The sequence below is a fragment of the Mesorhizobium sp. M0011 genome, from assembly GCF_040324155.1.
Taxonomy (GTDB): domain Bacteria; phylum Pseudomonadota; class Alphaproteobacteria; order Rhizobiales; family Rhizobiaceae; genus Mesorhizobium.
Genome location: NZ_JAMYVQ010000002.1, coordinates 42318 through 56345, shown reverse-complemented (window position 1 = coordinate 56345; position 14028 = coordinate 42318). Strand labels below are relative to the sequence as shown.

The 14028-nt window shown below is 63.6% G+C and carries 11 protein-coding genes; 7 read left to right on the top strand and 4 right to left on the bottom strand.

Translation table 11 applies throughout. The annotated features are described in order from the left end of the window. Positions 1-187: 187 nt before the first annotated feature. Positions 188-1369 (top strand): Mrp/NBP35 family ATP-binding protein, encoded by a 1182-nt coding sequence (locus NKK51_RS02655; protein ID WP_128304844.1) that lies wholly within the window; start codon positions 188-190, stop codon positions 1367-1369. A gap of 15 nt (positions 1370-1384) precedes the next feature. Here NKK51_RS02655 and NKK51_RS02650 read toward each other — a convergent pair whose 3' ends face one another. Beyond that, on the bottom strand, positions 1385-1834 hold the full coding sequence (locus tag NKK51_RS02650) for an SRPBCC family protein (protein ID WP_023811497.1): 450 nt from the start codon (positions 1832-1834) through the stop codon (positions 1385-1387). Between the two features lie 146 nt (positions 1835-1980). Between NKK51_RS02650 and NKK51_RS02645 the strand changes: the two genes are divergently transcribed. The 4 genes from NKK51_RS02645 to NKK51_RS02630 all read left to right on the top strand — a co-directional run bounded on the left by NKK51_RS02645 (position 1981) and on the right by NKK51_RS02630 (position 6702). Further along, positions 1981-3786 (top strand): IlvD/Edd family dehydratase, encoded by a 1806-nt coding sequence (locus tag NKK51_RS02645; protein ID WP_023811496.1) that lies wholly within the window; start codon positions 1981-1983, stop codon positions 3784-3786. A 250-nt stretch (positions 3787-4036) separates the two neighbouring features. Continuing rightward, the gene (locus NKK51_RS02640) at positions 4037-4855 is read left to right on the top strand and encodes a chromate resistance protein ChrB domain-containing protein (protein WP_023811495.1); all 819 of its coding nucleotides are present in this window, start codon (positions 4037-4039) and stop codon (positions 4853-4855) included. Further along, positions 4852-6240: a chromate efflux transporter gene (gene chrA, locus NKK51_RS02635; RefSeq protein WP_023811494.1), complete on the top strand. Its 1389-nt coding sequence runs from the start codon at positions 4852-4854 to the stop codon at positions 6238-6240. Before NKK51_RS02640 ends, chrA begins: the two co-directional genes overlap by 4 nt. A gap of 63 nt (positions 6241-6303) precedes the next feature. Further along, the gene (locus tag NKK51_RS02630) at positions 6304-6702 is read left to right on the top strand and encodes a hypothetical protein (protein WP_023811493.1); all 399 of its coding nucleotides are present in this window, start codon (positions 6304-6306) and stop codon (positions 6700-6702) included. Positions 6703-6748: 46 nt separating this feature from the next. Here NKK51_RS02630 and NKK51_RS02625 read toward each other — a convergent pair whose 3' ends face one another. The 3 genes from NKK51_RS02625 to pdxR all read right to left on the bottom strand — a co-directional run bounded on the left by NKK51_RS02625 (position 6749) and on the right by pdxR (position 11365). Beyond that, positions 6749-7978, bottom strand: a complete 1230-nt coding sequence (locus NKK51_RS02625; RefSeq protein WP_023811492.1) for an aromatic ring-hydroxylating oxygenase subunit alpha — start codon at positions 7976-7978, stop codon at positions 6749-6751. 115 nt (positions 7979-8093) lie between these two features. Continuing rightward, entirely contained in the window at positions 8094-9683 is a 1590-nt protein-coding gene (locus tag NKK51_RS02620) for a trimethylamine methyltransferase family protein (RefSeq protein WP_128287521.1), read from the bottom strand. Between the two features lie 188 nt (positions 9684-9871). Then, positions 9872-11365 (bottom strand): MocR-like pyridoxine biosynthesis transcription factor PdxR, encoded by a 1494-nt coding sequence (gene pdxR / locus NKK51_RS02615; protein WP_023811490.1) that lies wholly within the window; start codon positions 11363-11365, stop codon positions 9872-9874. Between the two features lie 270 nt (positions 11366-11635). Here pdxR and pgi point away from each other — a divergent pair, with 270 nt between their 5' ends. Continuing rightward, positions 11636-13285 (top strand): glucose-6-phosphate isomerase, encoded by a 1650-nt coding sequence (pgi, locus tag NKK51_RS02610; protein WP_502902436.1) that lies wholly within the window; start codon positions 11636-11638, stop codon positions 13283-13285. Between the two features lie 5 nt (positions 13286-13290). After that, positions 13291-14013, top strand: a complete 723-nt coding sequence (locus NKK51_RS02605) for an HAD family hydrolase (protein WP_352551039.1) — start codon at positions 13291-13293, stop codon at positions 14011-14013. Positions 14014-14028: the final 15 nt, after the last annotated feature.

Here is a 14028-nt window from a genome sequence, read left to right as displayed (position 1 = left end):
TGATTGTTGGCCGCATCGGCGCTCGATTATCTGGAAGACGTTTGGCGTGGATGAAATCCGACAGGACCCGCCGCTTTTTCAGGCACGCCAAGACAGCCATTGCTCCACGGCTTGGTTCTGTCCGGAAACTGCATTATCTCAGGTGCAAGCTGCATCTCAGGCGCAAGCTGCGTAAGGAAAAACTGCCATGTCCGTCACCAAGGAAATCGTCACCGAGCGTCTGAAGACGGTCAACGGGCCGGATTTCACCGGCAACATCGTCGACCTCGGCATGGTTTCGGAAATTTTCATCGCCGACGGGAAGGTCTTCTTCTCGATTACCGTTCCCGCCGCCCGCGCCCAGGAGATGGAGCCGCTGCGCGCTGCCGCCGAGCGTGTCGTCAAGGCGATCCCCGGTGTCGCCGGCGCCGTCGTCGCGCTGACGGCCGAAAAGAAGGGCGGCGGCATGGAGGCGCCGGTTCCCTCGCGCCCCGCACCCAGGCCCGCGCCGCCGGCTCAGCCCGCTGCCGCCGCGGCGCGTGCGACTCCGCACGCACCGGCCTCGCACAGCTCGGGCAAGCGTGGCGTGCCCGGTATCGAGGCGATCATTGCCGTTGCCTCCGGCAAGGGCGGCGTCGGCAAGTCGACCACCGCCGTCAACATCGCGCTCGGCCTCGCCGCCAACGGCTTGCGCGTCGGCGTGCTGGATGCCGACATCTACGGACCGTCCATGCCCAGGCTGCTCAACATCCACGGACGGCCGCAGACCGTCGACGGCAAGATCCTGAAACCGATGGAGAATTACGGCCTGAAGGTGATGTCGATGGGCTTCCTCGTCGACGAGGAAACGCCGATGATCTGGCGCGGCCCGATGGTGATGTCGGCGCTGACGCAGATGCTGCGCGAGGTCGAATGGGGCCGTCTCGACGTGCTCGTCGTCGACATGCCGCCCGGTACCGGCGACGCGCAACTGACCATGGCCCAGCAGGTGCCGCTGGCTGGTGCTGTCATCGTCTCGACGCCACAGGATCTGGCCCTGATCGACGCGCGAAAAGGCCTCAACATGTTCAAGAAGGTCGACGTCCCGTTGCTCGGCATCGTCGAGAACATGAGCTATTTCATCGCCCCGGACACCGGCAAGCGCTACGACATCTTTGGCCATGGCGGCGCGCGCCGCGAGGCCGAGCGCCTCGGCGTCACCTTCCTTGGCGAAGTGCCGCTCGAGATGGGCATCCGCGAAAGTTCGGATGCCGGCACGCCGGTTGTCGTCTCGAAGCCTGACGGCGCCGAGGCGAAAATCTATCGCGACATCGCTTCGAAGGTCTGGGACCGGGTCAATGAAGAGCGTGGCGCGGCGGCAGCGGCGGTGCCGAGTATTGTGTTCGAGTGATGCCCGCTTGAGGGCTCAGCCGCCGACCTTTTCGCCGAACGACGAAAAAAACTGTCCGGCCAGTTTCTTCGAGGTCGATTCGATCAGGCGGCTGCCGAGCTGGGCGATCTTGCCGCCGACATCGGCCTTGGCCGCGTAGTTCAATACCGTGGCGTCAGGTCCATCTGCCGTCAGCGTCACGTCGGCGCCACCCTTGGCGAAGCCGGCAATGCCGCCCTTGCCTTCGCCCTGGATGGTGTAGGAGTGCGGCGGCTTCAGGTTCTTCAGCGTCACTTCGCCGTTGAACGTCGCCTTGATCGGTCCGATCTTCACCACCACAGTTGCCGCCATCTCGGTCGGCGACTTCATCTCCAGGCTCTGGCAGCCGGGAATGGTCGCCTTCAACACCTCGGGATCGTTCAGCGCTTCCCACACTTTTTGCAGCGGTGCGGCAATGCGCTCCTCGCCTTCGATCACCAAAGCCATGAAAACCTCCCGGACAAGACTGTCCGAACCCGTAACGCACGGCTTGGTGCGTGTCTATCGCACCAAAGTCCGGTTGCGACCGCACGCCCTCTTGCCTGCTCCCGCGCGTTGCCATATCGATTTGTCTTACAAATACGGAGACCATGATGGCAGGCGCCCCCACCCACAAGAAAAAATTTCGCTCGCAGGAGTGGTTCGACAATCCCGACAATCCGGGCATGACGGCGCTCTATCTCGAGCGCTATCTCAATTACGGCCTGACGCGCGCCGAACTGATGTCCGGCAAGCCGCTGATCGGCATCGCACAGACCGGCTCGGATCTGTCGCCTTGCAACCGTCACCATATCGAACTCGCCAAGCGTGTGCGCGAAGGCATCGTCTCGATGGGCGGCATTCCTTTCGAATTCCCCTGCCATCCGATCCAGGAGACCGGCAAGCGCCCGACCGCGGCACTTGACCGCAACCTTGCCTATCTCAGCCTTGTCGAAGTGCTCTACGGCTATCCGCTCGATGGCGTCGTGCTCACCATCGGTTGCGACAAGACGACGCCGGCGCTGCTGATGGCAGCGGCCACCGTCAACATCCCGGCGATCGCGCTGTCGGTCGGGCCGATGCTCAATGGCTGGCACAAGGGCAAGCGCACCGGCTCCGGCACCATCGTCTGGGAATCACGCCAGCGCCTGTCGGCCGGCGAGATCGATTATGACGAGTTCATGGACATCGTCGCCTCGTCGGCGCCGTCCACCGGTTATTGCAACACCATGGGCACCGCCACCACGATGAACTCGCTGGCCGAAGCGCTTGGCATGCAGTTGCCGGGCTCGGCCGCGATTCCCGCGCCCTACCGCGAGCGCGGCCAGATTTCCTATGAGACCGGAAAGCGCATCGTCGAGATGGTGCATGAGGATCTGAAGCCGTCCGACATCATGACGAGAGAAGCTTTCGAGAACGCTATCGTCGTCAATTCGGCCATTGGCGGCTCGACCAACGCGCCGATCCACCTCAACGCCATCGCGCGCCACCTTGGAGTCAAGCTCGACAATGACGACTGGCAGACGGTCGGCCTCAATGTGCCGCTACTGGTCAATTTGCAGCCGACGGGCGAATACCTTGGCGAGGACTACCACCATGCCGGCGGCGTGCCGGCGGTCATCGCCGAACTCATGAAGGGCGGGCTGTTGCCGCATCCCGGCGCGCGCACCGTCAACGGCAAGTCGATCGGTGAGAATAGCGAGGGCGTCGCCAACGAAAATCCCGACGTCATCCGCTCTGTCGCCAAGCCGCTGAAGGCCAATGCCGGCTTCATCAATCTTCGGGGCAATCTGTTCGATTCGGCGATCATGAAGACCAGCGGCATCTCGCCGGAATTCCGCGAACGCTATCTCTCCAACCCCAAGGATCCCGAGGCTTTCGAAGGCAACGCCATGGTTTTCGATGGGCCGGAGGATTACCACGCCCGCATCGACGACCCGGCGCAAGGCATCGACGAACACACCATCCTGTTCATGCGCGGCGCCGGCCCGGTCGGCTATCCAGGCGGTGCCGAAGTCGTCAACATGCAGCCGCCGGCCTATCTCATCAAGAAGGGCATCCACGCGCTCGCTTGCATCGGGGACGGCCGCCAGTCGGGTACGTCGGGTTCGCCGTCGATCCTCAACGCCTCGCCGGAAGCGGCGATCGGCGGCGGACTGGCGCTGCTCAAGACGGGCGACAGGGTCCGCATCGACTTGCGCAAGGGCACGGCCGACATCCTCGTTACCGACGACGAGATCACCCGGCGCCGCGCCGAACTGCAGAACAATGGTGGCTTCCACTATCCCAAGCACCAGACACCCTGGCAGGAGATCCAGCGCGGCATGGTCGCGCAGTTCTCGGAGGGAATGGTGCTGAAGCCGGCGGTGAAGTATCAGGACGTCGCGCACACCAGCGGCGTTCCCAGAGACAATCACTGATTGCTCCGGGGACAATCACTGATTGCTCCGGGGACAATCATTGATTCTGGATCGACGGATGGCGGCTTGATCAAATCAAGCCGCCATCGGTTTTCCGGTCAGCGTGTTGCCGGGTAGGTCGAGGACGGTCACCGTCCTTGACAAGCGCGCCCAACAAATCCACCATCATGACAAGGGGTGCATCGCGACGACCCCGTGAGGCGTCAGCCCAACGTTCGCGTCCAAGCTTCTCTTCCAGGAGGTGGACGCCATGCCGTCAACAACCGCTATCACTGTATCGCAACTGTCCCGGCTCATCGGTCTGCCGGGCGCGCCTGTCATTATCGATGTTCGCATCGATGACGATTTCGACGCCGACCCGCGCCTGTTGCCGGCTTCGTGCCGGCGCGATTTCAAAACCGTTTCGACCTGGGCGGCCGCATTCGCCGGCAAGCCGGTGGCCGTCGTATGCCAGAAGGGGCAAAAGCTCTCGCAAGGCGTCGTTGCATGGCTGCGCCATGAGGGGATATCAGCCGAATCCCTTGAAAGCGGGTTTGAGGCCTGGCGCGATGCCGGGGGACTTCTGGTCCGCACCGCCAAAATGCCGCCACGCAATGAAAAGGGCGCCACCGTCTGGGTGACGCGATCGCGCCCGAAGGTCGACCGCATCGCTTGCCCATGGCTGATCCGGCGTTTCCTCGACCCCGACGCGGTGTTCCTGTTTGTCGAGCCCGCTGAAGTGTTGGCTGTTGCCGACCGCTTTCAGGCCGTGCCGTTCGACATCGACAATGTGTTCTGGAGCCATCGTGGCGAACGCTGCACCTTCGACACGATGATCGAGGAGTTCGGGTTGGAATCCGAGGCGCTCGATCGCCTCGCCGCAATCGTGCGTGCGGCCGACACCGCAAGCCTCGACCTGGTGCCCCAGGCGGCCGGTTTTCTGGCTGCCTCGCTGGGTCTGTCGCGTATGTACCGCGACGATCTGGAACAACTGGAAGCAGGCATGCTGCTCTACGACGCGTTCTTCCGCTGGTGTCGCGACGCCACCGAAGAAACGCACAACTGGCCCGCTGCGGGTAAGCCGTCATGACCATTCTTGTCCCCGACAACAAGGCGGTGGCCGTCGAGCCGCCGGCTGCGCCGACCTTCGCGGAAGCCACGAAGGTCTGGGCGAGGATCGGATTGCTCAGCTTCGGCGGACCTGCCGGGCAGATCGCGCTGATGCACAAGGAGCTGGTCGAGGACCGGCGCTGGATCGGTGAACAGCGCTTCCTGCATGCGTTGAACTACTGCATGTTGCTGCCTGGCCCGGAAGCCCAGCAACTCGCCATCTATGTCGGCTGGCTGCTGCACAGGACGATCGGCGGCCTTGTCGCCGGCATCCTGTTCGTCTTCCCGGGCGCGCTCGTCATGCTCGTCTTGAGCAGCCTTTACATGCTCTACGGCGACATGCCGCTCGTCGCGGCGCTGTTTTTCGGGGTCAAGGCGGCGGTGCTCGCCATCGTCATCGAGGCGGTGATCCGGATCGGGCGACGCGCCCTGAAAAACCCGGTCATGGTGTCGATCGCGGTCGCGGCGTTCATTGCCATCTATGCGTTGAATGTGCCGTTTCCGCTCATCGTCCTGTTCGCCGGCCTGACGGGATGGCTGGGGGATCGCATTGCTCCCGGCCTGTTTTCCGGCTCGGCCCATGGCAAGGACGGTGTTGCCGACTTCAAGGGAGCGGTCGACCTGATGTTCGAGCGTGGCGAACTGGCCCATGTCAAACCGACCAGATGGCATGCACCGCGCACCGTCGCCATCTGGCTGCCGATCTGGCTCGGGCCTGTTCTTTTGATCTGGTGGTTCACCGGCTCCGCAAGCGTCTGGACCGAGATAGGCCGGTTCTTCAGCCTGATGGCTGTCGTCACCTTCGGTGGCGCCTATGCGGTCCTCGCCTATGTCGCGCAGGCAGCCGTCCAGTCCTTCGGCTGGCTGGCCCCTGGTGAAATGGTTGATGGCCTTGGGCTTGCCGAAACGACGCCGGGGCCGCTCATCCTAGTGCTGCAGTTCGTCGGCTTCATCGCCGCGTTCCGCCATTCCGGCTCGCTGGACCCGTTGCTTGCCGGATCGCTGGGGGCGTTGCTCACCCTGTGGGTGACGTTCACGCCCTGCTTTTTCTGGATATTCCTCGGGGCGCCCTACATCGAGGCGTTGCGCGGCAACAAGGCACTGTCGGCCGCACTGGGCGCGATCACCGCCGCAATTGTCGGGGTGATTATGAATCTGGCCCTATGGTTTGGCTTGCACGTCATCTTCCGTGAGGTGCATGCGACGGGTCTTGGCATGAATGTGCCGGTGCTTTCGTCGATCGACTGGCGTGCGGCCTTGCTTTCGGGTGCCGCCATGATCGCGATCCTGAAGCTGAAGATCGGCATGCTGCCGACACTCGCGCTATCCGCCCTTGCAGGGGTCTTGCTGGCGGCGGCTGGTTAGATAGCACCGCCTTTGTAATTCGCTTGCCCACCACCTAAGTGGGCTGGAACGGAAGGAAACATCATGGCCGGACGGCGCTCTTCCCTCGGCTTCCTCGGAATGTTCGGCCGCTCGGGCGACTTGAGGCAGCTCGACGATGCATTGCGCGGCGCGGATCTGCATCCAGCCCTTGTGCCGGAGGGCGTGAAGCTTACCCTGGTCAATCTCATGAAGGATCGCTGGCCCGACGAGCCGCCACGGGGTACCTATGCGTCGGTGGCACAATTATGCAGCTATTGCATCGCGGGTCCCGAAACCTTCGAGCAAGCCAATGGCCATCAGCGGACGCTGGAAGCCGAGCGCCGCATCGAGGCGGCGCTTGAAACCGGCGACAGCCTCGACGCGCAGATCGTGCTGATGACACTGCATGCCAAGCTCATCAACCCCGAAGTCGTCGACCGATACGGGCTCAGCGCGGAATGACGCGAAAGGCAAGATCTGCCTGATCCTCCTAAGGCAGCCGAACCGTTCAGGCCCGGCTGATCTCCTCGAGATACCAGCCGATGTAGCGCAGTTCGTTGTATTCCATCGGCGCGATAGGTCCGGGCACGAAATAGTGCGAGCGCACGCCGCGCGCGGTGTGCTCGATGATCTTCTTGTCTTCGTCGGTGGTGACCTTCCATAGCCAGGTCAGCTTCTCCAGATCGTAATCCTGACCCTCGACCGCGTCGCCGCGCACCAGCCAGATCAGTTCCATCTCGCATGTACCAGCCGTTTTCGGGATGAATCGGTAGATCATGCCGTGATCGGGATAGCAGACGAGAAAGGTCGTGCCGCCGAGATGGATGGAAGTGACGCCACCGTCATAGTCGGTGAAGCGGCCCATCAGCGGGGCCACCGGAGAGCCGTCCTGGCTGCCGCTCGAAACGCCGTCATAGAGCGCGTAGCGGAAGGTGTCGATTGCTTCCTGACCGGCCGCCGAGTTCTGCCAGCGGTTGGCGCTGCCGATCTCGATGCCGAGCGCGCAGGTGCGCTGCTCCATCGCCGCATTGAGCTGCTCGATCATCTCGGCCGGTTTTTCCAGCGCATGCGTCTGCGAATATTCCGGATGCGCCGGTCCGCAATGGTAGCATTCGACATAGTTCTCGACGGCGAGCTTCCAGTTGGCGTCGAGCGGATAGGACTGACGATACGCCACCTTGGCGTCGCCCCAGCCATATTGGCCGCAACTCGTGCGCAGCGACTGTTCGATCGGATCGAAATCGAGCGGCGTCTCGGCGAAGGAAATGAAGACCAGCCCGGAGGCGACGCGGACATGAAGCTTCTTCAGCCCGTGCGCCGAGCGGTCGAAATCCTTCGGCATCAGGCGGGCAGCGCGCAATGAGCCGTCATTGGAATAGCTCCAGGCGTGGTAGGGGCACACGAACATCTTCGCGTTGCCCTTTTCCTTGGTGCAGACCTCGGCGCCGCGGTGGCGGCAGACATTGAGCATGGCATGCACGGTGCCATCCATGCCGCGTGTCAGGATGACCGCCTCGTCGCCCAGTTTGAACAGCTCGAAATCGCCCGGGTTCGCGATGACGCTGGCATGGGCCAGGCAGTGCCAGTGGCGGCGAAAGACACGTTCCATGTCGCGCTCGAAGATTGCCTGGTCATGATAGAAGGCACGCACCAGGCCGTGACCTGGCCGATGAGATGCCACCAGCCGATCGATCGCGTCGCCGTCTGTGTGGGCTTGCTGGATAGGATGCACACTCATTTGTCGTTCTGCCCGATGGTTGTCCCCAGAGCAATTTCAGGAAAGGTGTGAAGCGGTTTTCCGTCCTGAATTGGCTCCGGGTGGTGGCTGTATGGCTGCACGAACTCGTCTCCGGTCAGCCGCCCATTTGCGTGCGCGGCAGGTGGATCAGGTTGCCGAAGCGGGCACGCAATCTGTCGTCGACTTGTTTTGGCACGTGGCGCGGAAACCGTTCGGCAAGAATGCGTTTCTTCTCGGTGATCGCACGCAGCAATATATCAGGCCGGCCTTTTTCGTTCCATTCCTTCGGCGAGGAACGATCGCCGAGGGCGGGATAGAAGTGCTCGGTCTGCATCAGCTTGAGCGTCTGTTCGTTGTCGAGATAGTGGCCCGGGCCCTTGAGGCAGACCTCGGCGATGCTGTCGATCGACAGGGCCTCGTCAGTCACGTCGATGCCACGCGCGCAGCCCAGGCAATGACCGAGCATGTCGTTGTCGATGACCAGGCTCTCCAGGCAGAAGCCGAGCAGCGAGGCATGCATGCCGGCCGCCTCGTAGACGAGGTTGAGGCCGGAGAGGCCGGCCATCACATTGGTGATACCCTTTTCGTAGCCGGACTGAATATCGGGCAATTTCGAATCCGTCATGCCGGCGGCGGAGCCGCCGGGCAGGTCGTAGAATTGCGCCATCTGGGCACAGGCCGCCGTTGCCACCGACTGCTCGGCCGACCCGCCCGCCATGGCGCCGGTGCGCAGGTCCGACATGAACGGCCAGGCGCCGAAGATCGCCGGATGGCCGGGCTTGAGCGCGTTGACATAGACCAGGCCGGCCAGCACTTCGGCCACTGCCTGCACGACGGCGCCGGCCATCGCCGCGGGTGCCGTGGTGCCGGACTGGCCGGTCGACAGCAGCAGGATCGGGATGCCGCCTTCGACGCAGGCCTCAAGCACGCCGCAGGCATCCTCGGCGAACTTCATTGGCGGCACGACGAATGAGTTGGAGTTGGAAACGAACGGCCGGGCACGGAAATTCTCCTCGCCGCCGGCGATGGCGTACAGCATTTCAAGCGCAGGCTTCACGTTCTCACGCACGGTGAAGGATGTTCCGACGTGCTTCGATGTTCCCATCACACAGGCATAAAGCGTGTTGAAATCCATCTCGAGCGGATCGGCGATGTCGCGCGCCACCATCGGCCGCTGGAAGAAATGGATATTGTCCAGCCCATCGACGATGCGGGCCGCATCATAAATATCCTGCAGCTTGGATTCGCGGTACTCGCGCTTCTCCAGATCCACCAGGTGCACGGCGATGCCTGCCGTGCCGTAGTGCACGCGCTTGCCCTGGACCACCATGTCGTGCCTGGGGTCCTGGCCATGAAGCGTGAAATGTCGTGCCGCCCGCTTGATGGTGTCGAGCACGAGCGCGCGCGGAAAGCGGACACGGCCATCGTCGCCGTGGACCGCCCCCACCTTGGTCAGCACCTTTATGCAGGAAGGAATGGCGTTGGCGAAACCCACCGTCTCCAGAAGCGTCAGCACGCCCTCGTGGATACGCTCGCGGTCATCCCCGCGCAGCGGCCCGTAGCCGCCGCCCTCGATGGCCTTGTGCTGTGGTCTGGTATCCTCCACCAGGGGAGATGATCGCATGGCATGTCCTGTTTCGCGAAGACCGGAGCGCTGCGGACGACGGTTCGCCGGCGTGTCCTGCTGTTCGACAGCCACTGGCATGGAAGCACTCCACCTTCGTCGGCAGGAACACGTGGCGGTTGGTCCACCATCGGCCTGCTTCTTCCCATGACGCCGACTATGCCGCTGGCACTGGCCCATCCTATGGTCCAGCTGGCCCAGTTCCATGTGCCAGAACTAAAATACCGGAGCCGCTGCGAGCGGCTCCGGCACGAGAGATCGACGATGGATCAGGCGGCCGCGGGTCTGCGTCCGGCGGCCGTGGCCAGTTCGCGGATGCCTGGCTCGATGTGCTGCAGTGCGATCGACGAGATGCCCAGCCGCATGAAACGCGAAGGCTTTTCAGTGCGATCGAAGAAACGGTCGCCTGGCTCGATGATGACGCTGCGCGAGGCCGCGGCCTCGGCCAGGCCGCGCGAATCGGTACCGCGCGGCCCTTCGAGCCACAGCGACGTGCCGCCGGCCGAATCGGTCGAGCGCCATTCCGGCAGGAAGGCGGAAATCGCATGGACCAGCCGCTTGCGCCGCTCGTCGAAGGCTGAAGACAGCCGCCGCACCAGCGCCTCGTGGTGGCCGAGCGACAGGAACAGTGCGACGGCGCGCTGATTGTTCGCCGGCGGATGACGCAGCATGAAGCGGCGCAGCGCCCTGAGTTCCGCGATGAGTCCGGCGGACGCCACGATGTAGCCGAGCCGCAGGCCCGGAGCCAGCGTCTTGGACATCGAGCCGACATAGACCACGCGGCCGGAGCGATCGAGGCTCTTCAGTGCCTGCTGCGGTGCCTCGTCGAGAAGCTGGCTGTCATAGCCGTCCTCGATGATGATTTGGTTGTAGCGGTTGGCGCGCGCCAGAAGATCCTGCCGCCGTTCCGCCGACAGCGGCACCATGGTCGGGCAATGATGGCTTGGCGTGACGAAGACGAAGCCGGAATCATTGGGAATAGAAGCGGTTACGATGCCGGACTGGTCGACCGGCACCGGCTGTATCTCCGCGCCCGCAAGGCGGAAGATCGAGCGGGCGTCGGGGTAGCCGGGGTCCTCCATCGCCACCTTGGAGCCTTTGGACATCAGCAGCGTCGCAAGCATGTAGAGCGCGTTCTGGGCGCCCAGCGTGACGATGATCTCGTCGGGATTGGCGAAGATGCCGCGCCGGGGCAGGAGCCGCGCCTGGATTTGCTCGATCAGCAGCGGATCGTCACGGTCGACCATGTCTGACGCCCAGTTGCGGATTTCCAACACCGCCAGCGCCATGCGGTTGCACTCGCGCCATTCGGCGGTCGGGAACAGCGCCGGATCGAACTGGCCGTAGACGAAGGGGTAGGACGACTTGATCCAGTTCTCGTGCTTGGCCGGCGGCGGCATGTCGCTGGCGAAGATCTTGCGGCGTGCCTTCCAGTCGATCTCGTTGGCCTGGTCGGGCGCCTTCTGGTGCGGCTTGGCGGGCGTCGCCAGCACATCGGGATTGACGAAATGGCCACGCCGCTCGCGCGCCACCAGGAAACCCTGGTCGACGAGCTGCTGGAACGCCAGCACCACGGTTCCGCGCGCCACGCCGAGTTTTTCGGCCAGGATCCGGCAGGAAGGAAGCGGCATCGAAGCGGCGATCTGGCGGTCGAGAATGGCGGCTACGATGGCCTGGCGGATCTGCGCCTGAAGGGTTTGGCCGGATTCAGCCGAAATCCGGAACAGGCCGGACCATATCGCCGTGTCGTTTCGCTGTGGCATGGGAGATTTCCTCGATGGCCAGCCTTTTTCGTTTGGCTGGACCAGCCGAACGTAACCGTGGCACAAGGGGTTGCGCCAATCAATTTTTCTGATCGTTGGGATTTATGCCAGTGATCCTTCACGCCATTTTGATGCTGCGCCGCGGCATAGCTGCGTGACTCCGTGCGTCATCGCTGCGCATTGAAACGGGTGGAGTTCGGCCCGATAGATTGTCGCGACGACACGCGCCGGAAACATCCGGTCCGTAATGATGGCTCGAGGTCTCGGAGTTTGGCAGTGGATCAATCGTCCTTTCAAAAACAGCTCGCCGCCTTGCGCGATCACCGCGCGGCAGCGCCCGCCAGCATGCGCCAGGCCTTCGCCGCCGATCCCAAGCGGTTCGTGGAATTCTCCGCCACCGATGGCGATCTGCTGCTCGACTGGTCGAAATGCGCGGTCGATGCGACCGCCATGGAACTGCTGGAAAAGCTCGCCCTGGCCGCCGATCTCGAAGGTCGTCGCGCCGCCATGTTCGCCGGCAAGAAGATCAACGTCACCGAGGACCGTGCCGTGCTGCACACGGCGCTGCGCAACCTGACCGGCAAGGGCGTCACCGTCGATGGCCAGGACGTCAAGGCCGACGTCATCGCCGTGCTCGACGCCATGGGCGCCTTTGCCGATGCCGTGCGCTCGGGCAAGGCGGCCGGCGCCACCGGCAAGAAGATCATTGACATCGTCAACATCGGCATCGGCGGTTCCGATCTCGGCCCGGCCATGGCGACGCTGGCGCTGGCGCCCTATCATGACGGGCCGCGCGCCCACTACGTCTCCAACATCGATGGCGCCCATATCCACGACACGCTGAAGGGGCTGTCCGCCGAGACCACGCTTTTCGTCATCGCTTCCAAGACCTTCACCACCGTCGAGACGATGACCAATGCGCAGACGGCGCGCGATTGGGTGCAGAAGGCGCTCGGCAAGGAAGCGGTCGGCAAGCACTTCGCCGCCGTGTCCACCGCGCTCGATCTGGTCGCCAAGTTCGGCATCGCGCCCGATCGCGTCTTCGGCTTCTGGGACTGGGTCGGCGGCCGCTATTCGCTCTGGGGCGCCATCGGCCTGCCGGTGATGATCGCTGTCGGCCCGCGGAATTTTCGCGCCTTCCTCGACGGCGCGCATGAGATGGACGAGCATTTCCGCACCGCGCCGGTGCAGGAGAACCTGCCGGCGCTGCTTGGATTGGTCGGCTGGTGGCATCGCGTGATCTGCGGTTACCCGGCGCGCGCCGTCATCCCTTACGACCAGCGCCTGTCCAGGCTGCCGGCATATCTGCAGCAGCTCGACATGGAATCGAACGGCAAGAGCGTCACCCTCGAAGGCACAGAGGTGACGACGCCGACCGGACCGCTGGTCTGGGGTGAGCCCGGCACCAACGGCCAGCATGCCTTCTTCCAGCTGCTGCACCAGGGCACCGATTTCATCCCGGTCGAGTTCCTCGCCGCCGCCGTCGGCCACGAGCCCGATCTCAAGCATCAGCACGATCTGCTGCTCGCCAACTGCCTGGCGCAGTCGGAAGCGCTGATGAAGGGCCGCACGCTGGACGAAGCCCGCGCCCAGATGCTGGCCAAGGGCATGAAGCCGGCCGAGGTCGACAAGATAGCCCCGCACCGCGTCTTCTCCGGCAATCGCCCCTCGGTCACCATCCTCTACCGCAAACTCGACCCGCGAACCTTCGGCCGGCTGATCGCGCTCTACGAGCACCGCGTCTTCGTCGAGGGCACGCTGTTCAACATCAACTCCTTCGACCAGTGGGGCGTCGAACTCGGCAAGGAACTGGCCACCGGCCTTCTGCCTGTCGTGGAGGGCAAGGAAAGTGCCGCCAAGCGGGACGCATCGACCGCTGGCCTCGTGGGATTCATCCACCATTTGCGTGGCTCGGAGTGAAAAGCTTGGCAGACATCAAGGGAATATTGTTCGACAAGGACGGCACGCTTGTCGACTTCAACGCCACCTGGCTCGGCGTTGCCGACTTCATGGCCATGGATGCGTCCGAAGGCGATCGCTGGAAAGCCGACAGGCTGCTGGCCGCCGCCGGCTTCGATTTCGCCAACAAGCGCTTTAAGCCTGACTCGATATTTGCCTCCGGCACCAATCTCGACGTCGTCGAATTGTGGTTTCCGCGCCTGTCCAACGAGGACCAGATGCTGGCGGTCGCCCGCTTCAACGAGATCACCTCGGTGCAAGGCTCGGCGATGGCCGTGGCGCTGCCGGGCATCGTCGACACGCTGACGGCACTGCACAGGAAGTCCTACCGGCTTGGCGTCGCCACCAACGATTCGACCAGCGGCGCGGAAAAGACGCTTGTCACGCTCGGCGTCGCCCAATTGTTCGACGCGGCCTATGGCTACGACGCGGTGGCCAATCCGAAGCCGGCGCCCGACACCATCCTGGCCTTCAGCGATCTCACTGGGCTGAAGCCGGCGGAGATCGCCATGGTCGGCGACAACCGCCATGATCTCGAAATGGCGCGGGCCGGCGGCTGCGGGCTGGCGGTCGGCGTGCTCTCCGGCACCGGCACCCGCGAATCGCTGGCCGGGATTGCCGACATTGTTCTTGATTCGGTTGCCGATCTGCCCGATTTCCTCTCGGCACGGGTCAAGGAGACGATCTGATCCCGTCGGTAGACG